Below are 19,809 nucleotides of genomic sequence, written 5' to 3'. Positions count from 1 at the left end.
GCTGCGCCAGGCCCGCGAGAACCTGGCCGAGGAGCTCGGCGTCGATCCAGGCCCGGCCCTGCGCGCGCTCGAACAGGACATCCTCCGCCAATCCGAGTCCCTGCACGCGCCCGAGGTCGTCGAACACGTCCAGGAACGGCCCGTGGCCGCGCAGGAGCCCTCGATCGTGGGCCGGGCCCGCGAGCTGGCCGCGCTGCGGGAGGAGGCCGTGCGGCCCTACCGGCGCACGGTCTGGCTGGGCGGCGAGCCGGGCGCGGGCAAGAGCGCGCTGGCCGAGGCGTTCGCGGCCGAGCTGGCCGAGCGCGGGTGGCGGGTCGCGTTCGGACGCTGCCCGGAGATCGACGGTGACGCGCCCCCCGCCTGGGCGTGGAGCGAGATCGTCCGGCAGCTCGCCGCCGTCCGGCCGCCCGCCGCCGCCGACGCGGCCCGCCTGGCCCCCCTCCTGAACGACGGCGTCGCCATCCAGAACCAGTTCCAGCTCGCCAGGGCCGTGGCCGGCTACCTGGCGGGCTGCGCGCCGCTGCTCGTGGTGCTCGAAGACGTCCACCGGGCCGACGGCGAGACCCTGCACCTGCTGCGGCACCTGGACCCCGCCGCGCGGATCCTGGTCGTCGCCACCTACCGCCCGGCCGAGACCACCGAGGACCTGTCCGCCACCCTGGCCGCGCTCGCCACCGGCAGCAGGCACGTCGAGCTCGCCGGGCTCGACGAGGCCGCCGTCGCCACGCTGCTCGAACGCCACTCCCAGCGCGCCGGCCTCGACCCCGCCACCGTCCGCACGGTCCTGGACCGCACGCTCGGCAACCCGCTGTTCGTCTGCGAGATCGCCCGCCTGCTGGCCTCCGAGGGGCCGCAGGCCGCCGAGGCGCTGCCGCCCGGCGTGCGCGACCTCATCCGCCGCCGCATCACCCGCCTGCCCGCGACCGCCCAGACCGTGCTGCGCAACGCCGCCGTCGTCGGCAGGGACGCCGACGTGGACGTGCTGATCGCGCTGCACGACGGCGACGAGGACACCGTCTTCGACGGCCTGGAGGCCGGCGTCATGACGGGCCTGCTGGCCGAGCCGGGACCGGGCCGCGTCAGGTTCACGCACGTCCTGGTCAGGCAGGCGCTGTACGAGGACACCGCGCGGATCCGCCGGACCAGGCTGCACGGGCGCGTGGTGTCGGTGCTGGAGCGGCTGCGGCCCAACGACGTGGCGGCCCTGGCGCACCACGCGCTTGAGGCCGCCGTGCCGGACGCCGTCCGGTACGCCAAGGCGGCGGCCGTCCAGGCGTCCGGCCTGCACGCGCACCGCGAGGCGGCGGCGCTGTGGCGCGCCGCGCTGGAGTTCGCCACCGACGACGCGACCCGGCTCGACCTGCTGTGCGGACTGGTGTCGGCGCTGGGCCACGCCGGCGACGTGCTGGGCGCGCTGGCCGCAAGGACGCGGGCCGTCGAGCTGGCCGCCCCGCACGGCGCGCTCGCCCGCGCGCTGACCTCCTACGAAGCCCCCGTGGTCTGGACGATCCAGGTGGACTCCCTCTACAACCGGGACTTCATGGAGGCCGTGGAACGCGAGCTGGCCGCCGGCCCCGACGACGAGACGCGCTGCCGCCTGCTGGCCGCGCTCGTGTTCGAGCTGGAGGGGCACGACGACGACCGCGTGGACGCCGCCGGCGCCGAGGCCGTGGCCCTTGCCCGCCGCCTCGGCCGTCCCGACCTGCTCTGCCTGGCGCTCAACGCCCGCTACTTCGCCGTGCTCAGCCCCGAACGGCGGGACGAGCTGGAGGCCGTCGGCGCCGAGCTGCTGGAGCTGGGCCGCACCCACCGGCTCGTCGGCTACCTCACGCTGGGCCACTGCGCGCTGCTCATGGCCGCACTCGGACGCACCGACCTGGAGGCGGCCAGGCGGCACGCCGACAGCGGCGTGGCGGTGTCCACCAGCGGCCAGCTCGGCATGTCGCTGGCCATCCTGGCGCTGTTCGGCGCGCTGCGGAAGCTGGTCGAGGGCGAGTTCGACGAGGCGGAGGCGGTTTACACCGGGCTCACCGAGCAGATGGCCGAGCGCGGCGGCGTCAACGCGCGGGCCATGGGCGCTCTCGGCAGGTTCGCCGTCCGGATGGCCCGCGGGAACGTCCGCGACTCCCTCGACGAGCTGGCCGCCATCCGGGAACGCGTGAACAGCGCCACCGTGCACGAGATCTACGCCGGGGCGCTGGCGGCCGCGGGCGAGCTGGACGCGGCCCGGCGGGTGTGGCGGCCCGAGTCGTGGTTGCCGCGCAACTACTACTGGCTGATGTGGCAGGCGCTGCGCGGCCAGACCGCCGTCGCCCTGGAGGACCGCGAGGTGGCCGCACGCTCCTACCGCGTCCTGCTGCCGTGGGCGGACGAGCTGGCCGGGATGAGCAGCGGGTCCGTCACGCTCGGGCCGGTCGCGCTGGTGCTCGGCGACCTGGCCGAGTTGCTCGGGCTGCCGGCCGACGGCCACTACGCGCAGGCTCTGCAGGTCGCCGAGCGCGTCGGCTCGCCCCACTGGGCGCAGGCCGCCCGCCGCCGGGCGCGCCGCTGAGCGGTCCCAGGAGGCTCACGGCGTGCCGAAGATCAGGCTCTGGCGGCGCCGGTGGCCGCGCCCCATGAGCGCGAGCAGCACCACGAGCACCGGCCCGGCCAGGCGCCGCAGCTCGGCCAGCTCCTCCGGCTGCGCGTACTGGGCGATCCTCGGCAGGTCGAACCGGGCGTCCCCGCCCTTCCTGACCTCGGTCTCGACCTTCTCCCAGTCCGCCTCCGAGACGTACTTGGCGACGACCGGGAAGATCAGCCGCTCCTCCTCCTCGATGTGCTCGTCCAGCAGGTCGGCGAGCGCGGCCAGGGACTTGGCCATCCGCCGGGCCGCCTGCCCGTCGGAGCCGAGCTGGGCCGCGGCCGTCGTGATCTCCTCCAGCAGCGGGTCGAGCGCCGCGTGGTCGTCGGTCAGGTCGCTCAGGTCCACCTCGGCGCCCGCCGAGCGCACGATGACCGGCCACAACACGTTGTCCTCGGCCTGGTGATGGTGGTGGATGCCCGCGCACAGCTTGGCGGTGAACGTCGCGATCGCCCGCAGCCGCTCCTGACCGGCAGGCTGCTCGCCGGCGGCGATCGCGCTCATCACCTCGGCCAGTCGGCGGGTGTCCCCGCGCATGGCCCGGTGCGTGATGCGGAAGCCGAGCATGTTGGGTGCCATTTCGGTGCTCCTTCTGTCCGTTTGGCACCAGCGTGGGACGCGGCTCTTAGACACCTCTTGGTGCCGACTTGGCATGGCGGTAACGCCTGTGGCGGACGGAAATTGAGAGACCCGGCGGCTAAGGTGTGCCGCTATGGACAGGCGATGGGTCGGCCTCGACGGCGTCGAGGTCGTGCCGGCGATGCGGGCGGGCCGGCAGGTGCTGCGGGTGCGCAGGAACGGGTGGCTGGTCGCCGACTGCCGTTCGGTGGCGGAGGTGGCCGCGCACGTCGACCTGGCCGATCTGTGCGAGGTGATCGATCTCGCCGCGCGCCGCGGATCCGGCGGCGCGGTGGAGGCCCGTACGAGTTCGCATCATGGCTGAGTGCCGTGTATGGTTACACCTGTCCGCAGCGAGCGGACAGGCCCCTATAGCTCAGTCGGCAGAGCGTCTCCATGGTAAGGAGAAGGTCAACGGTTCGATTCCGTTTGGGGGCTCTTGTAATGAGCAGATACGACGCCCGGCCAAGGTGACTTGGAGCCGGGCGTTTTTCGTTGTGCGGGTCGGGTTGAGATGCGCTTGTTTCGGGGCTTCAGCCGGCCCCAAGAAGGCTCCAAGCGCCGGCGTGTTCCATGACGGTCATGAGAAACATGTTCGCGGCCCGTGGTGTGCGCCGGGCGCTGGCTCTGATCCTGCTCTCCGTCTCGACCGTGCTGACGATCAGCGTGGCGAGCAGTCCCGCCTACGCGTGGAACCCGGCGAACGACGGCTGGCACAAATGCCTGATCGACGGCAAATGGATGTGGTGCAAGGACCTGTAGGTCCTGCGGGCGAGCCGCTCTTCCCCGTGCGGGGAGGGGCGGCTTTTCGGTTGTGCGGCTCTCATGCTCTGGCCTTCCGGGACGCGAAGGCGGGGAGGTCGATCACCTCGACCAGGTCGGCGAGGTCCACGTGGTGGACGATCTGGGCGATGGTGCCGTAGTAGCCGAGGAGGTAGCGGCGGCCGTTCACCGTCTGGGTGACCTTAATGCGTTGCCTCGCGCCGAGGGTGATGACCTCGACGAGGATGCCGCAGGGGCCGTGCCAGCGTGTCACGCCACAACTCTACGCAAAACGGACAAAAGCATAGAATGTGGACCGGCGGGCAGTAGGCCGGTGAGGGTTGGTTGCCCACACCCGAAAGCTCCGGACGCGGGGAAGCGTCCGGAGCTTTCGCGTGCCCGGCGTTGCGGCGTTCCGTGAGTTCGCCGCCCGGCGCTAGGCGGTCTCGTCGAGGGGCGGGTAGGCGAAGTGGCGGGTGTCGGCGAAGGTCTGCGGGCCGGTGAGCCGGTAGCCGTGGGCGGCCTCGCTGGTGGTGTGGTACGGCCCCACGTCCACGGTGTCGGCGATCGACCAGACGCCTCTCACCTGCTGCTTGACGACGTAGAGGAACTCGTTGAAGTCGAGTGAGGAGGAGACGAAGGTGTTGAGCACGGTCAGCGATCGGCGTCCCGCGGTCAGCGCCGGCGGCAGGTCCACGGACTGGTCCCGCCAGCGGTAGGTGTTCTCGACGGGCAGGGGGTGCCACATGCCGGCGGGGGCGCCGTTCACGGTGATGGCGGCCTGCTGCATGGAGATGCCGGCGTCCAGGCGGCGGATCAGCCGTACGCCGGTGTTGGCGGGGTCAACGGTCACGGTGAACCGGCTCGATCCTCCGTGGCCGAACGCGCGCCCGTCGTCCGAGACCGGGCGGCCGAGCGCGAAGGGCTGCACATGCCGCGGCGCCACCCACAACCCCACCACCACCCCAACCCCAACCGCCCCCACCACCACCAAAGCCCCAATCCCAACCCCCCGCCACCGCCCCCACCTCCCCCCAGCAGACACCCCCACCCCACCCGCAGGGCCCCCCACCCCACCCACCGAAACGGCCACCCCACCCACCGAAACGGCCACCCCATCCGCCGGGGTTGCCACCCCGCTCGCCGGAACGGCCATCCCACCCGCAGGGGCCGCTGCCTCGCCTGCCGTGCCCGTAGGAGCCGCTGCCCCGCTTGCCGGCACGCCTGGCCCCCCGCCGACCGGGGAAGCGTCGGCGGGAAGACCATCGACCAGGGAAGCGACACCGGCGGGGGGCCCGCTGGCGGCGGGGACACCGCTTACGGGCAGGGCGGCCCCGAACTCGTCCGCAGGCGGCCCGCCACCAGAACTCCCCTCAGCGGGAAGCCTGTCGGCTGGAAGCGCGCCGCCGGAAGGAGCGCCCATCGGGGAAGCGCCGAAGGCAGCACCCCCGCTGGACAGACCATCGGAAACCCCGCCTCCCGCAATCCCGTCAACGGGGATCCCGCTCGCCCAAAGGCCACCTTCTGGAGCCTCACCCACTGGAGACCCCTCACCCGGCCGCCCCTCACCCGGCCGACTCCCGCCCGGCAAACCCCCGCCCGGCAGGCCCCGGGCCAGTAGCCCTTCGCCGGGCAGTCCTGTGCCGGGCAGTCCTGTGCCGGGCAGACCTGTGCCGGGCAGTCCTGCGCCGGGCCGACCCTCGCCCGGCAGTCCTTCGCCGGGCAGAGCCCCGCCCGGGAGACCGTCCACCGGAAGTGCGCTGCCCGGAAGTGCGCCAGTTGGGGAACCGTCGGCCGGAAGTGCGGCGACCGGGGGACCTGCAACTGGGGGGTCCTTGGCCAGGGGGTCGTCGACGGGGAGAGTCCTGCTGGCGGAAGGGGTGCCGGGCGTGGCCGCTGGGGCTGCGGCCGGGGCAGATGCCTCAGGTGCCCCACTTCTCGCCATCTGAGCGCCTGTCGAGCCCTCTGCCCCTTCGTGGAACCCAGAGAATCCCGGAAGCGCAGCCCCATGGCCAGGGCCTCCCACAAGAGGTGCAGCCCCTTGGCCAGGGCCTCCAGGCGGCGTCGTGCCGAGCTCGGCACGGCTGTCGACGGGCACGGCGTCCGGCCGGCTCAGCCCCGCAGGAGGCGCGGCATCCGGCTGAGGCAGCCCCCCGGGGGGACCGGCGTGCGGATGGACGGAGGCGACGTCAGGAACCCCGGAATACTCGAGGGGCGGAACGTCGGGGGACAACGCCATCCGGGTGAGCTGGAAGCCGGACGGGGGCATGCGGTTGATCCGCACACGCTCCCAGGCCCGCTCCCACTCCGGCACCCGATGCTCAGGCACCCCGCAAGCCCGCAGGAACGTCACCATCACCGCCTTCTTCGGAAACCGCCGTCCGGCCAGCATGTCCGCACAGGTCGCCCGGGGAAGCCGGGGCCCGCCCGCCCTGTCCGCCCGCGCCTGGAGCTCCCGCAACGACACGTCCGCCCGCGCGAACTGCTCGGCGAGGAGCCTCACCAGACCCTCGTGACAGCTCACCGACTCCACGCCGGGCTCCGCGCCTTCCTGGTCCTCGCCCATCGCCCCTCTCCCCGACCCGGCCTTCTTCTGTCCGACAGTGTACGAACGATGACCGTACGTGTCCGGAGGGATTTCAGGGACGTCCGAGTCAGGCTCGCGGGTGGACGACTCCGGACGAGTCTGTCCGCCCTGCTGTTGGACACCGGCGCTCGGTCGCTTTCCTGGCATTCGAGCGCAGACCAGCGCCGAAACCCCGAGCAGCACAAGCAGAACGAGCAGAAGAGGAAGACGACATGAACAGGAAACTGGCACTCGCCGCAGGTGTCGCCGCCGTCCTTTCCGGGCTTGTCATCCCGTCCGCCCCCGCCTCGGCCGGCAGCCTCCAGTGCAACAGCGGCCGGGCCCCGGAGGACGGCTACGTCGGCCGCGCCGACTGCCACAACCCGACCGGCCAGACCTGGGTCTACCGCGCCGTGATCACGTGCGGCTGGAGCCCGGACGTCGTCGGCCCGTGGATCACGCTCGGGCCCGGCGCCTCGGGCCGGTCCGAGGGCAAATGCGCAAGCTGGGGCAGCGGCGTCGGCGCCGTAGGCGTCGACGAGCGCCAGGCATGAGACCCCGCCCGGCACCGCCCGGTCCGGGCCCCCTCGGGCCCGAGGCGCGGGGCTGACAGGGCTCGGATGCGCCCTCGGGTCCGAGGTGCGGGCGGGTGGGGCGCGGCTCGTCGTTGAGGAGCCGGAGCGCGGTCGAGGTGGGCGGCACCTCGCCGGGCATCCGTGCGGCACGCGCTCCCCTTGTGCGGTCGCACGGGTGTCGACCGCGCTCCCTTATGCCCACCCGGGCACGCGCTCCCCTTGCAGGGTCGCGCGGCTGTCCACCGCACTCCCTTGCGTCCCCCCGGGGCGGTCCCCCCGGGGCGGTCCGCCCCGGGCCGTCCGCCCAGGGCCGTCCCGCAGGGCTGTCCGCCCAGGGCTGTCCGCCTCTGTCCGCTTCGCCACTGCGCTGGCTTCGGCTGCGCGACACCTCCGGGTGAGCGCAGGCGTCCGCTGCGGGCCCTCTCCGCCGCTGCGTCGGCGTCCGTCGCGGACACCCCTCCGTCTCCCGCGCGGGTCGTCCCCGCGTGGAGGCGCGCCGCCGGCGTTCGCCGGGGGCACGCCCGTTCGCCGTACGGACGGGCGTCGCCGGCGGCCGCCGGGGGAGCCTTCTGACCACCGCGTGGACGGGCGTCGCCGGGGTGTGTTCGTTGCCGCGTGCCTGGTCCGGAGGTTCGCGTCGGTAAAGGGGGGCTGCTAGTGTGGCGATGGCCTCCGCGGGTGATTCCCCAGGCGAGACCCAGGTGGCATGATCGGATTTCGGTTGTCGGAGGTTCCTGGGGCATACTGGTAGCACCCCACCCGATCAGGTGAGTTACTAATGTGCTCCCAGCTTCGGGTATCCTCTACGGGCCGGGAGTTTCCGGCCAAGGCGGAGTAGCTCAGTCAGGCAGAGCAAACGGCTCATAATCGTTGTGTCGCCGGTTCAAGTCCGGCCTCCGCTACTACCCAATCCCAGGTCGGTCGGCCTGGGTACGGGTGTGTCCATGTCCCGAACGTAGAAAGGCACTCCCAAGTGGCTGCCACCGACGTTAGGCCGAAGATCACGCTGGCCTGCCAGGAGTGCAAGCACCGCAACTACATCACGCGGAAGAACCGGCGCAACGACCCGGATCGGCTTGAGCTGAAGAAGTACTGCCCGAACTGCCGCTGCCACCGCGCGCACCGCGAAACCCGCTAGCGGTACTTCTGCCTCCATATCGCACAACCGGCGTCCCGGACGGGGCGCCGGTTTGTCGTGTTCTCACTGCTTTGAGGCGCCTTCTTAGGCGCTGACCCGGGTCCCGGCAAAAAGCACGCCATGAGCGGCGACAGCCGAACCTTGTTCTGTTACCGTCTGCCTCAGCAGCGCTCGTTGAAGACATACGAGGGAGCACTGATGGCCTTGAACCGTGACTTCGTGGGCAGGACCTATCCATCCGCCGCCCCGTACGAGGTCAGCCGGGTGAAGATCAAGGAATTCGCGGCGGCGATCGGCGACAACAACCCGGTCTACCGCGACAGGGAGGCCGCCAGGGCCGCCGGATACCCCGACGTGATCGCGCCGCCCACGTTCCCCATCGTGTTCAGCCTGCAGGCGGGCGGCGAGGCGCTGGTCGACCCCGAGCTGGGCCTGAACCTGGCGATGGTGGTCCACGGCGAGCAGCGGTTCGAGTACGTCAGGCCCGTCTGCGCGGGCGACGAGCTGGTCACCACCGCGACGATCACCGACATCAGGAGCGCTGGACGCAACGAGCTGCTGACGATCAGGAGCGACGTGACGACGGTCGCCGGAGAGCCGGTCTGCACGACCTACAACACGATCGTCGAGCGCGGAGGGGCGGGCTGAGATGGCGGCCACGGTGAGGTACGACGAGGTCGAGGTCGGGCAGGAGCTCCCGGTCGTGGGCTACAACGTCCGGCGGCTGAACCTCGTCATGTACGCCGGCGCCTCCGGCGACTTCAACCAGATCCACTGGAACGAGCGCTTCGCCCGGACGGTCGGGCTGCCCGACGTGATCGCGCACGGCATGTTCACGATGGCGCAGGCGGGCCGGTTCGTCACGGACTGGGCGGGTGATCCGGGCGCCGTGCTGGATTTCGGCGTGCGGTTCTCGTCGATGGTGATCGTGCCCGACGACGACCAGGGCGCGACGATCTCGGTGAGCGGGGTCGTCGAGGAGAAGCTGGAGGACAAGCGGGTGGTCGTCGGGCTGACGGCCAAGGCGGGCGACGCGAGGGTCCTGTCGAAGGCGCGTGCGGTGGTACAGCTCTCCTGATCCCGTGATATGTCGGGCGGGTCGCGGGTAGCGCGTGTTGTTATGAGTGAAGTTCCGCGACAGGTCTGGCCCACCGTCCGTTCCATCCCCGTGTCGTCCGTGACCGATGCCAAGCCTCCTGCTCACCTGCGTCCCGCGTCCCCTGAACAGGTGGGGGGCAGCAGCGGCACCGGACGGGACACCACGGGCGGTTCGGCCACCGGCGTCGGCACGGGCCGCGCCCGGCCCAGGGGCGCGGGCGCGCACGGGAACCCCGCCGCCGCGCTGGGCTTCTCCGGCGACCCCGGCCAGCACGGCGACCCCGACGACACGATGCTGCACGCCCAGCGCGTCTGGGACGGCACCCTCGCCACGAACCGCATGGACGACCTGGGCGTCAACACCGAACGCCAGCGGGTCGAGACCAAGGACGTGACGGTCTCGGCCGGGCTGCTCGTGGACGGCCGGCCCGGGGACGTGCTGGAGTGCGTCCAGTCGGTGATCGAGCACACGCGCGCCCGGATCCTGGCCCTCGACCTGGGGAACGTCGACGGCGCGGGAGACGTCCTGGACGAGCTGGCCCAACGGCACCCGGAGCGGATCGTGGTGTGGCACGTCGCCGAGACCTCGCGGGCGGCCGGGGGCACGGCGGGGTGGGGAGAAGGTCGTACCAAGCTGTTGCGGCTGGACGAGTCCGAGGTGCACGTGCTGATGGAGACCTCGCTCGCGCTGACGGGGGACGCCTTGACGCCGCTGGTGGCGGCCATCGTGGAAGGGGCGGTGGCGGCGGGGTGGCAGGCGGCCGAGGCCGAGGAGCCCGGCAGGGTGGGGGCGTTGCGCTGCGACCTGATGGCGGTGCGCAGGTCGGCGGCGCTGGGGGCCTTCCCCGAGGGCGCGGAGCGCGGCGAGGCGGCCGACCTGGAGTTCTCCCGCGCGCTGGAGGGCGGCCTGGTGGTGCCCGAGGGCCCCCTCCCGGTCCACCGCCTCGGCTCCCCCCACCACCACGACCAGCCCCTCCACAGCTGACCCCCGCCTCTGCCCCGTGGAGCCGATCGGCAGCGTCGGCGCGGGCGCGTGCACGGGCGGGCGGGTGGCGGTCCGGGCCGGAGGAGGCTGCTGAGCGTGAGTGGTGGTTCGGGGCGGTGTTGTGGGGGCTGGGGGGCTCATAAGCTTGGGGGCCATGGAGATGCTCGCGTCGCACACCACCCTGGGCCTGGGCGGCCCCGCCCGCGACTTCGCCGAGGCGGTCACGGCGGAGCAGCTGGTGTCCCTCGTCGCCGAGGCCGACATGAACGGGGTGCCGACCCTGGTGCTCGGCGGCGGCAGCAACGTGGTGATCGGTGACGAAGGCTTCGACGGCCTGGTCGTCAAGGTGGCCACCGAGGGAGTGACGGTCTCCAGGGACGGCGAGCAGGTGCTGCTCACGGTCGAGGCCGGCCAGGACTGGGATCGGCTGGTCGAGCGGGCCGTGGCCGAGGGGTGGTCCGGCATCGAGTGCATGTCCGGCATCCCGGGCCTGGTGGGCTCGACGCCGATCCAGAACGTCGGCGCGTACGGCCAGGAGGTGGCGCAGACCATCAGGTGCGTGCGGGCCTACGACCGGCTCACCCGGCAGGTGGTCGACCTGGAGGCGCGCCAGTGCGGGTTCTCCTACCGCGACAGCGCGTTCAAGCGGGACCTGTCGCGGCACGTGGTGCTCGCCGTGACGTACGCACTAGACGTGTCGGACATGTCCGGCCCGGTGGCCTACCAGGAACTGGCCGGGCGGCTCGGGGTGGAGCTCGGCGACCGCGTGCCCCTCGGGCCGGCCCGTGAGGCCGTCCTGGGGCTGCGGCGGGGCAAGGGCATGGTCTTCGATCCGGCGGCCGACCCCGACAGCCGCAGCGCGGGCTCGTTCTTCACCAACCCGATCCTGACCGCCGAGGAGGCCGCCGAGCTGGCCGGACGCGCTCCCGGCCACCCCCGCTGGGACATGCCCGACGGCCGCGTCAAGGTGCCGGCCGCCTGGCTGATCGAGCAGGCGGGCTTCCCCAAGGGCTACGAGCGCGGCCCGGTGCGCATCTCCACCAAGCACACGCTGGCCCTCACCAACCCCGCGGGCGCCGCCTGCACGGCCGACCTGCTGGGGCTGGCCGTGGAGGTCCGCGACGGGGTGCGGGAGAAGTTCGGCGTGACGCTGGTCAACGAGCCGGTGCTGGTCGGCTGCACACTGACGGCCGAGCCGGTGTCCGAGGCGGGGGAACAGCCGGCGGAATGACGGCTCTACGTGGGCTGTTATGGTGTGTTGGTAATTCCGAAGGGGAGTAGTCCCAATCGTGTGATCGACATACTGGCGCGTGATCGCGCCCGGTCACACGGGCCTTGACGGGCGGACGAGACCTTCGGCCTGGCAGTCATGGACAAAGACGCTGCCGGGCCGAAAGTCGTGCCCGAAGATCCCCCGGGTGCCTGCTTCCGGTCTGGTCGCGGGAAAGAGGACCGGTTGGAAGCGTTCTGGATCAGTCTCGCGGTCATTTTCGTGGCCGAACTCGGTGACAAGAGCCAGCTCATGGCGATGACGTTCGCCACCCGTTTCAAGCCCTGGCCCGTGCTCGCGGGCATCACCATCGCCACCACCGTCGTGCACCTGCTGAGCGTGGCCGTGGGCGGGCTGGTCGGGAAGGCGCTGCCGACGACGGCCATCTCGATCGTGGCCGGCATCGCCTTCCTCGGGTTCGCCCTGTGGACGTTGCGGGGCGACGAGCTGACCAAGGAGGAAGAGGACAAGGCCCGCAAGACGACCAGGAACGTCCTGGTCGCGGTGACCGTGGCGTTCTTCCTGAGCGAGCTGGGCGACAAGACGATGCTCGCCACGATCACCCTGGCCACGCAGCACGGCTGGGTCGGCACGTGGATCGGCTCGACCGTGGGCATGGTCGCCGCCGACGCCCTGGCCATCCTGGTGGGCCGCCTGCTCGGCAAGCACCTCCCCGAGAAGGTCATCCGGTACGGCGCCGCCGCCGCGTTCGCGGTGTTCGGCGTCATCCTGCTGGTCGAGGCGCTGATCTAGCGGCGCGGCAGCCGTTCGTGGACGTCGGCGAGCAGGCCGAGCACGGGCTCGCGGCGCTCCCGGGCGAAGGCGGCCTCCACCGCCCGGGCCGCGGGCCCGTCGCCGAGCCAGGCCAGGACCTGGGCGTGGGCGGGGGCGTCGCGATCCCAGAAGGCGTTGGTCAGCCGCCGCCCGGACAGGCCGTCGGTGACGAAGTCGCGCAGGTGGGCGATCGCCGCCTCGCTCTCCAGCCCGGCCCAGGCGTCGAGGAAGGGCGCCAGGTCGACGCCGGTGGCGGCGACGGCGCACAACACCGTGCCGGCCGGCGGACGGGACGGATGGCGGCGCAGCGTGCCGAGCCACCACTCGTGCAGGAACGCGGTGACGGCCGCGCGTTCGCCGCCCGGCCAGCCGTGCCAGCCGGCGACGGCCAGCTTGCCGAGGACGATCTCCGGGTCGGGGTAGGAGAACGCGTCGGCCGCCGCGCATTCGAGCAGGCGCGGCAGGAAGTAGCGGAAGGCGGGGACGTCCCCCCACGTGGTGAGCGCCTTGGCCGCGTAACGGGCCAGCGAGCCCGCCTCGATCGCCGAGACCGGGCCGGACAGCAGGCACGCCTGCTCGCCCGGCTCGACGCAGTGGGGGCAGCCGGGCACGCTAGCGGGCCTCGCGACGGCTCCGAACACCTCGTAGAGCCGCCCGAGGGCCGTCGCCGTCAGTCGAGGGTGAAGTAGTCGGGGCCCGCGTAACGGCCGGTGGCGAGCTTCTGGCGCTGCATGAGCAGGTCGTTGAGCAGCGAGGACGCGCCCAGCCTGAACCAGTCGGGGGAGAGCCAGTCGTCGCCCGCCGTCTCGTTGACCAGCACCAGGTTCTTGATGGCGTCCTTGGTCGTGCGGATGCCGCCGGCCGGCTTCACGCCCACCTGGCGGCCGGTGGTGTCGCGGAAGTCGCGCACCGCCTCCAGCATGATCAGGGTCACCGGCAGCGTGGCCGCGGGGGACACCTTGCCGGTGGAGGTCTTGATGAAGTCGGCGCCCGCGATCATGGCCAGCCAGGACGCCCGGCGCACGTTGTCGTAGGTCGCCAGCTCGCCCGTCTCCAGGATCACCTTCAGGTGCGCGGCGCCGCAGGCGGCCTTCACCGCGACGATCTCGTCGTGGACCTTCATGTAGTCGCCGGACAGGAACGCGCCGCGGTCGATCACCATGTCGATCTCGTCGGCGCCCGCGGCCACGGCCAGCGCCGTGTCGCTCACCTTGACCTCCAGCGAGGAGCGCCCGCTGGGGAACGCGGTGGCGACCGAGGCCACCTTGACCCCCGACCCGGCCACCGCCCGGACGGCCACCTCCACCATGTCGGGATAGACGCACACCGCCGCCACCTTGGGGGCGCCGCCGCCCGGGTGCACGGCCTTGGTGCACATGGCCCGCACCTTGCCCGCCGTGTCGGCGCCTTCGAGCGTCGTCAGGTCGACCATGGAGATGGCCAGGTCGATGGCCTGGGCCTTGGCCGTGGTCTTGATGGAACGGGTGCCGAGCATGGCCGCCCGCTGGTCGGCGCCCACCCGGTCGACTCCGGGAAGGCCGTGCAGGAAGGCGCGCAGCGTCGCGTGGGACGAGGCGACGTCCGCGAGCGAGGTAGTCACAGTTGACACCTTCACAGCATCGCCGACCAGGGCCACTACCTCCAAACCGGACGGACGGGAACGCCGCCTAAGGCGGGGCGGGCCCCGTCCTAGGTATGTCCGGCCCCGCGTACGCCCGCAGATAGGTCATCCACCCGATGTGGCGGGCCGGGCCTTAGGCCGAAGATTGAAGATGTCAGGGAAAAGCAGCAAATGTTCAGGAGAACACGATGAACCCCGAACTCGAGTACGAGCTCATGAAGTCCCACGCCAGCGAGCTCCGGCGGGCCGCCGCCGAGCACCGCCGAGTACGCGAGGCCATGAAGGGAAACAAGGCCGAGCGTCGCTCGGTCTTCGGCAAGCTCCGTTCGTCATGACCGCCCCCAGAGAGCCCGGCCGCGTCATCAGTTGTGGCGGCCGGGCCTCTGAACCCCCTTGAAACCCCGTCGAAACTGATTGATAGGGCATGGCATGCTGAACGACATGCTGGGACGTTCGGTGAGTCCCGTCTTCGTCGGGCGGGCGGAGGAGCTCGCCGCTCTCGCAGAGAGCTTCGACGAGGCACGTAAGGGCACGGTGACGGCCGTGCTCATGGGCGGGGAGGCTGGGGTCGGCAAGAGCCGGCTCGTGCAGCGCTTCGCCGAGTCCTGCATGGCCGACGGCGCGCAGGTGCTGGTCGGCGGTTGTGTGGAGCTGTCGGCCGAGGGCCTTGCCTACGCGCCCTTCACCGCCGCGCTCAGGCAGCTCGTCAGGGAGCAGGGCCCCGCCGCGGTGGCCGCGCTGCTGCCCGAAGGCGCCCAGCGAGACCTGGCCAGGCTGCTGCCGGAGTTCGGCGAGCCCAGCGGCGACGGGGAGACGGAAACGGGCCGTGCCCGGCTCTTCGAGCAGTTTCTCACCCTTCTCGAACGCCTCGCGGACAGCCGCCCCACGGTCCTCGTCATCGAGGACATCCACTGGGCCGATCGCTCCAGCCGCGACCTGATCGCGTTCCTCAGCCGTAACCTGCACGCCCCGCAGGTGCTCATCGTCATGACCTACCGCTCCGACGACCTCCACCGGCAACATCCGCTCCGCCCCGTGCTGGCCGAGCTCGGCCGGGTGAACGGCGTCCACCGTCTCGACCTGCCCCGCCTGTCGCGCGACGAGGTGGCCGCGCAGATGGCCGGCATCCTCGGCTCCGCGCCGGAATATGTGAAGGTCCAGAAAGTCTACGAACGCAGCGAGGGCATCCCGCTGTTCGTGGAGGCGCTGCTCGACGGCGGCGAGGACTGCACGTTCCCCGAGTCCATGCAGGACCTCATCCTCAGCGCCGTCGAACGGCTGCCCGAGGACACCCAGCGCGTCCTGCGGATGGCCGCGGCCGGCGGCAACCGGGTCGGCCACGCGCTGCTGGCCGCCGTCAGCGGGCTGTCGGAGATCGAGCTGGAGGCGGCCCTGCGTCCCGCCATCGCCGGGAACGTGCTGCAGATCGCCGACAACCGCGCCTACGTCTTCCGGCACGCGCTGATCCAGGAGGCCGTGCACGAGGAGTTACTGCCGGGGGAGCACCAGCGCCTGCACTCCCGGTACGCCGAGGAGATCTCCAAGGACCGCTCGCTCGTCCCGCCCGGCCGCGCCGCCGTCGAGCTGGCCCACCACTGGTACGGCGCCCGCAACGACCTCTGGGCCCTGGTGTCGGCCTGGGAGGCCGCGCAGAAGTCGTTCAAGGCGTACGCCTACACCGAGGCCGTGCCGCTGCTGGAACGCGTGCTCATGCTCTGGGACCGGGTCCCCGACGCCGCCCGGCGCATCGGCGTCGACCACACCGCCGTGCTCGAACGCGCCTCCGAGGCCGCGAACGCCGGCGGCGAGGTGGACAAGGGCGTGAAGTTCGTCAAGGCCGCCCTCGCCGAGCTGGACGAGACCAAGGAGCCGGGCCGGGTGGCCCAGCTCATCGTGCGGCAGGCGTCGTTCAAGGCGTCGAAGGGCCAGATGGGCGTCATCGAGCTGCTCCGGCACGCCCTGCGGCTGGCGCCCGAGCCGGGCCCGGTGCGCGCGGAGGTCGTCATGCCGCTGAGCAGGCAGCTCATGCTCCGCGGCCAGATCACCGAGGGCGAGGAGCTGATCCACGAGGGCCTCGACCTGGTCAGGCGGTCCGGCGACAAGTGCCTCGAAGGCGACCTGCTGATGAACCTGGCGCTCGGCCACTCGCTCAGAGGTGAGCTGGAGCGGGTCATCGCCGTCAACGAGCAGGCGATGGCAGTCGGCAAGACCGAGAGCTCGGGCCGCATCATCGTCAGGGCGATCGGCAACAACATCGACTCCCTCATCGACATGGGCCGCGCCGAGGAGGCCCTGCGCCTGTCGCAGGAGGGCTGGGAGTACGCCAAGAAGTACGGCAGGCTGCGCGGCAGCGGGCTGTTCATCCTCAACAACTGGGCCGAGGCGCTGGAGTCGCTCGGCCGCTGGGACGAGGCGCTCGACCTCGTGGACAGCGCGCTCAACTACGGGCCCGTCCTGCGCACCCAGTACGCGCTGCTGCGCGTCCGGGCCGACATCGGGCTGGCCAGGGGCGACCTGCAGCGCGTCGAGGGCATCCTGTCGGAGATCGGCGTGCTGAAGGACCGTCCCGAGGACTTCGTCCAGGACGTGATCAGCAACGCGCGGCTGCACATCGGCTGGCACCTGCTCAAGGGCGAGCCGTGGGCGGCGCTGGCCGTGGCCGAGCGGGCGTTGTCGCATCCGAGGCTGCCGAGCAAGGCCATGCTGGGCTGGCGGCTGCTCTCCCTGTTGCGCACGGTCTGCGACGCGGCGGAGGACCTCGAACCCGGCCGGACCGCCGCGGTACGGGCGCACGCCGCGGAAGTGGCGGCCGAACTGACGATCAGCGGGCCGGTGGCGGAGGCGTACCGGCTGTCCTACAGCGGCGACTTCGACGCCTCGGCGGCGGCGTGGGAGCGGCTGATGCGTCCGCACAACCAGGCCAAGGCGCTGCTGCGGGCGGCCGGCGTCGCGGCCAGGAGCGGTGACCGGGAGGGTGCGGCGTCCCGCCTCCGGCAGGCGCGTCCGCTCGCCGCCGCGCTGCGCGCCACCCCGCTCGCCGAGGAGATCGAGGCGCTGTCGCGGCGCGTGGGCGGCGGCCCGCAGGCCCAGGAGACGCCGTCGGAGCTGCTGACGCCGCGTGAGCTGGAGGTGCTGCGCCTGGTGACCCAGGGACGCACCAACCGCGACATCGCCGCCGAACTGTTCATCTCGGCGAAAACCGTCAGTGTGCACGTCTCGAACATCCTGGCCAAGCTGGGTGTCACCACGCGCGGAGAGGCCGCCGCGGCGGCGCATCGGCTGTCACTCCTGTCCTAGGAGCTCCGGGCCCCTCTGAGCACTCGGACCGACCGTCTACGCTGGCAAGGTGATGTCCCTATACCTCACCCTGGCGTGACGGCGATGTTCGACTACGCACCCGCGCCAGAGTCGCGCGACATTGTCGATCTCAAGCCGTCGTACGGGTTGTTCATCAACGGTGAGTTCGTGGACGGCTCCGGCTCCCCCTTCAAGACGGTCAACCCGGCGACGGAGGAGAAGCTGGCGGAAGTCGCCTCGGCCTCCTCCGACGACGTCGACCGGGCCGTGCAGGCGGCGCGCAAGGCGTTCGGCGTGTGGAGCGCCCTGCCGGGCGCCGAGCGGGCCAAGTACCTGTTCCGCATCGCGCGCCTGATCCAGGAGCGGGCCCGCGAGCTGGCCGTCCTGGAGTCCCTCGACAACGGCAAGCCCATCCGCGAGTCGCGCGACGTCGACCTGCCGCTGGTCGCGGCCCACTTCTTCTACTACGCGGGCTGGGCCGACAAGCTGGCCTACGCCGGGTTCGGAACCAAGCCGCTCGGGGTGGCCGGGCAGGTCATCCCGTGGAACTTCCCGCTGCTCATGCTGGCCTGGAAGATCGCGCCCGCGCTGGCCTGCGGCAACACGGTGGTGCTCAAGCCCGCCGAGACGACCCCGCTGACCGCGCTGCTGTTCGCGGAGATCTGCCAGCAGGCCGAGCTGCCGGCCGGCGTGGTCAACATCGTGACCGGCGCGGGCGACACCGGCGCCGCCCTGGTGGCCCACCCCGACGTGAACAAGGTGGCCTTCACCGGCTCGACCGAGGTCGGCCGGATCATCGCCCGCGCGGTCGCGGGCACCGACAAGAAGCTCACGCTGGAGCTCGGCGGCAAGGCCGCGAACATCGTGTTCGAGGACGCCGCCGTCGACCAGGCGGTCGAGGGCATCGTCAACGGCATCTTCTTCAACCAGGGCCACGTCTGCTGCGCGGGCTCGCGGCTGCTGGTGCAGGAGTCCGTCCACGACGAGCTGCTGGAGTCGCTGAAGCGGCGGCTCGGCACGCTGCGGCTCGGTGATCCGCTCGACAAGAACACCGACATCGGCGCGATCAACTCGGCCGAGCAGCTCGCCAAGATCCGCGAGCTGTCCGAGGCCGGGGCCGACGAGGGCGCCGAGCGCTGGTCGCCCGCGTGCGAGCTGCCCGACCGCGGCTACTGGTTCCCGCCCACCCTGTTCACCGGGGTCGCCCAGTCCCACCGGATCGCCCGGGAGGAGATCTTCGGGCCGGTGCTGTCCGTGCTGACCTTCCGCACCCCGGCCGAGGCCGTGGAGAAGGCCAACAACACCCCGTACGGGCTGTCGGCCGGGGTCTGGACCGAGAAGGGCTCGCGCATCCTGTGGATGGCCGACCGGCTGCGGGCCGGGGTCGTCTGGGCCAACACCTTCAACAAGTTCGACCCCACCTCGCCGTTCGGCGGCTACAAGGAATCGGGGTACGGCCGTGAGGGCGGGCTCGCCGGGCTGGAGGCCTACCTTGACGTGTGATCATCGCCGTGCCGGGCGGTCCGGGCGGCGTGCCCAGGCCACCCGCGGGCATGCCTTCGCCCGCGCCGGCCGGCCCGTACGCGTCGGCTGGTACGCCCACCGCTGCGGCGTCAGCAGGTGCGGCCAGGTGTTCGCCCCGGTCCAGACGTCGCAGGAGTCCACGTGGAGAGGTCGGGGCGATGAGTAGGTTGTCCGTCAGAAAGACCTACAAGCTGTACATCGGCGGGGCCTTCCCGCGCTCGGAGAGTGGGAGGTCCTATCCCGTGACCTCGCCTAAGGGCGACTTCCTCGCCAACGCCTCGCGCGCCTCGCGCAAGGACGCGCGCGACGCCGTGGTGGCCGCGCGCAAGGCGTTCCCCGGCTGGTCCGGCGCGACCCCCTACAACCGGGGGCAGATCCTCTACCGCGTCGCCGAGATGCTGGAGGGGCGGCGCGGGCAGTTCGCCGAGGAGCTGGGCCTGGGCAAGAAGGCCGCCCTTGAGTCGGTGGACGCGGCGGTCGACCGGCTGGTCTGGTACGCGGGCTGGTCCGACAAGATCACGGCGGTGCGCGGGTCGGCGAACCCGGTGGCGGGGCCGTACCTCAACCTGTCCTCGCCGGAGCCGACCGGGGTCGTGGCCGTGGTCGCGCCCGCCGATCCGCTGCTCGGGCTGGTGTCCGTGGTCGCGCCGGTGATCGTCACCGGCAACACGTGCGTCGTGGTGGCCTCCGAGCCCTCGCCGCTCGCCTCGATCACGCTGGCCGAGGTGCTGGCCACGTCCGACCTGCCGGGCGGGGTGGTCAACATCCTGACCGGCCAGCAGGCCGAGCTGGCGCCCTGGCTGGCCGCGCACATGGACGTCAACGCGCTCGACCTCACCGGGGTCGAGGACGCCGACCTGGCGCTGCGCTGCGAGCAGTCGGTCCTTGAGCGAGCACCCGATGGCCGCCCTGACGATCGACACCGAGGTGCACCCGCCCAAGATCCTGCTCATCCGGG

General features: G+C 71.9%; 19 protein-coding genes and 2 tRNA genes. 16 read left to right on the top strand and 5 right to left on the bottom strand.

The window, feature by feature from the left end; genetic code table 11:
* A partial coding sequence (locus tag ACWCSD_RS25210; protein WP_449918328.1) for an ATP-binding protein occupies positions 1-2,551 on the top strand: 2,551 nt, incomplete at its 5' end.
* 15 nt (positions 2,552-2,566) lie between these two features.
* Here the strand turns inward: ACWCSD_RS25210 and ACWCSD_RS25205 are convergent.
* A complete protein-coding gene (locus ACWCSD_RS25205) occupies positions 2,567-3,202 on the bottom strand; it encodes a hemerythrin domain-containing protein (protein ID WP_397154335.1) in 636 nt (211 codons plus the stop codon).
* Between the two features lie 133 nt (positions 3,203-3,335).
* Here ACWCSD_RS25205 and ACWCSD_RS25200 point away from each other — a divergent pair, with 133 nt between their 5' ends.
* The 3 genes from ACWCSD_RS25200 to ACWCSD_RS25190 all read left to right on the top strand — a co-directional run bounded on the left by ACWCSD_RS25200 (position 3,336) and on the right by ACWCSD_RS25190 (position 4,003).
* Positions 3,336-3,566 (top strand): transposase, encoded by a 231-nt coding sequence (locus ACWCSD_RS25200; RefSeq protein ID WP_358289747.1) that lies wholly within the window; start codon positions 3,336-3,338, stop codon positions 3,564-3,566.
* Between the two features lie 40 nt (positions 3,567-3,606).
* A tRNA-Thr gene (locus ACWCSD_RS25195) sits at positions 3,607-3,679 on the top strand.
* A 144-nt stretch (positions 3,680-3,823) separates the two neighbouring features.
* Positions 3,824-4,003 carry a hypothetical protein gene (locus tag ACWCSD_RS25190; RefSeq protein WP_352320986.1) on the top strand — a complete coding sequence of 60 codons (180 nt, stop codon included), beginning with the start codon at positions 3,824-3,826 and terminating at the stop codon, positions 4,001-4,003.
* Between the two features lie 61 nt (positions 4,004-4,064).
* Here ACWCSD_RS25190 and ACWCSD_RS25185 read toward each other — a convergent pair whose 3' ends face one another.
* Together ACWCSD_RS25185 and ACWCSD_RS25180 are read right to left on the bottom strand one after the other, a co-directional pair.
* Positions 4,065-4,277, bottom strand: a complete 213-nt coding sequence (locus tag ACWCSD_RS25185) for a hypothetical protein (RefSeq protein WP_397154332.1) — start codon at positions 4,275-4,277, stop codon at positions 4,065-4,067.
* A gap of 162 nt (positions 4,278-4,439) precedes the next feature.
* Positions 4,440-4,856, bottom strand: a complete 417-nt coding sequence (locus ACWCSD_RS25180; RefSeq protein ID WP_397154330.1) for a hypothetical protein — start codon at positions 4,854-4,856, stop codon at positions 4,440-4,442.
* Between the two features lie 1,946 nt (positions 4,857-6,802).
* Here ACWCSD_RS25180 and ACWCSD_RS25175 point away from each other — a divergent pair.
* The 8 genes from ACWCSD_RS25175 (at position 6,803) to ACWCSD_RS25140 (ending at position 12,388) form a co-directional block, all read left to right on the top strand.
* Complete coding sequence (locus tag ACWCSD_RS25175) at positions 6,803-7,123, top strand: hypothetical protein (RefSeq protein ID WP_357966825.1); 321 nt, start codon at positions 6,803-6,805, stop codon at positions 7,121-7,123.
* A gap of 849 nt (positions 7,124-7,972) precedes the next feature.
* Positions 7,973-8,046, top strand: a tRNA-Met gene (locus tag ACWCSD_RS25170).
* 71 nt (positions 8,047-8,117) lie between these two features.
* Positions 8,118-8,282, top strand: coding sequence for a 50S ribosomal protein L33 (gene rpmG / locus ACWCSD_RS25165; RefSeq protein ID WP_019632658.1), 165 nt, complete (start codon positions 8,118-8,120; stop codon positions 8,280-8,282).
* Positions 8,283-8,480: 198 nt separating this feature from the next.
* Positions 8,481-8,930 (top strand): MaoC family dehydratase N-terminal domain-containing protein, encoded by a 450-nt coding sequence (locus ACWCSD_RS25160; protein ID WP_352320994.1) that lies wholly within the window; start codon positions 8,481-8,483, stop codon positions 8,928-8,930.
* A gap of 1 nt (position 8,931) precedes the next feature.
* On the top strand, positions 8,932-9,360 hold the full coding sequence (locus tag ACWCSD_RS25155; protein ID WP_352355751.1) for a MaoC family dehydratase: 429 nt from the start codon (positions 8,932-8,934) through the stop codon (positions 9,358-9,360).
* Between the two features lie 150 nt (positions 9,361-9,510).
* Entirely contained in the window at positions 9,511-10,365 is an 855-nt protein-coding gene (locus ACWCSD_RS25150; RefSeq protein ID WP_397154327.1) for a hypothetical protein, read from the top strand.
* A gap of 154 nt (positions 10,366-10,519) precedes the next feature.
* The gene (locus ACWCSD_RS25145) at positions 10,520-11,596 is read left to right on the top strand and encodes a UDP-N-acetylmuramate dehydrogenase (RefSeq protein WP_449918322.1); all 1,077 of its coding nucleotides are present in this window, start codon (positions 10,520-10,522) and stop codon (positions 11,594-11,596) included.
* A 225-nt stretch (positions 11,597-11,821) separates the two neighbouring features.
* Positions 11,822-12,388 (top strand): TMEM165/GDT1 family protein, encoded by a 567-nt coding sequence (locus tag ACWCSD_RS25140; RefSeq protein WP_352355745.1) that lies wholly within the window; start codon positions 11,822-11,824, stop codon positions 12,386-12,388.
* On the opposite strand, the gene ACWCSD_RS25135 is transcribed toward ACWCSD_RS25140, so the two are convergent.
* Both ACWCSD_RS25135 and deoC read right to left on the bottom strand, forming a co-directional pair.
* Positions 12,385-13,020 carry a hypothetical protein gene (locus tag ACWCSD_RS25135; protein WP_449918319.1) on the bottom strand — a complete coding sequence of 212 codons (636 nt, stop codon included), beginning with the start codon at positions 13,018-13,020 and terminating at the stop codon, positions 12,385-12,387. The genes ACWCSD_RS25140 and ACWCSD_RS25135 overlap by 4 nt on opposite strands.
* 59 nt (positions 13,021-13,079) lie before the next feature.
* A complete protein-coding gene (deoC, locus tag ACWCSD_RS25130) occupies positions 13,080-14,009 on the bottom strand; it encodes a deoxyribose-phosphate aldolase (protein WP_352355741.1) in 930 nt (309 codons plus the stop codon).
* 209 nt (positions 14,010-14,218) lie between these two features.
* Here deoC and ACWCSD_RS25125 point away from each other — a divergent pair, with 209 nt between their 5' ends.
* From ACWCSD_RS25125 to ACWCSD_RS25110, 4 genes are all read left to right on the top strand, one after another.
* Positions 14,219-14,365 carry a hypothetical protein gene (locus ACWCSD_RS25125; RefSeq protein WP_358289730.1) on the top strand — a complete coding sequence of 49 codons (147 nt, stop codon included), beginning with the start codon at positions 14,219-14,221 and terminating at the stop codon, positions 14,363-14,365.
* Between the two features lie 106 nt (positions 14,366-14,471).
* Positions 14,472-17,327: a helix-turn-helix transcriptional regulator gene (locus ACWCSD_RS25120; RefSeq protein ID WP_449918314.1), complete on the top strand. Its 2,856-nt coding sequence runs from the start codon at positions 14,472-14,474 to the stop codon at positions 17,325-17,327.
* Between the two features lie 84 nt (positions 17,328-17,411).
* A complete protein-coding gene (locus ACWCSD_RS25115; RefSeq protein WP_449918312.1) occupies positions 17,412-18,830 on the top strand; it encodes an aldehyde dehydrogenase family protein in 1,419 nt (472 codons plus the stop codon).
* 179 nt (positions 18,831-19,009) lie between these two features.
* A partial coding sequence (locus tag ACWCSD_RS25110) for an aldehyde dehydrogenase family protein (RefSeq protein WP_449918309.1) occupies positions 19,010-19,809 on the top strand: 800 nt, incomplete at its 3' end.

The sequence above is a fragment of the Nonomuraea sp. NPDC001684 genome (assembly GCF_053596515.1).
This window is presented reverse-complemented; position numbering and strand designations above follow the sequence as displayed.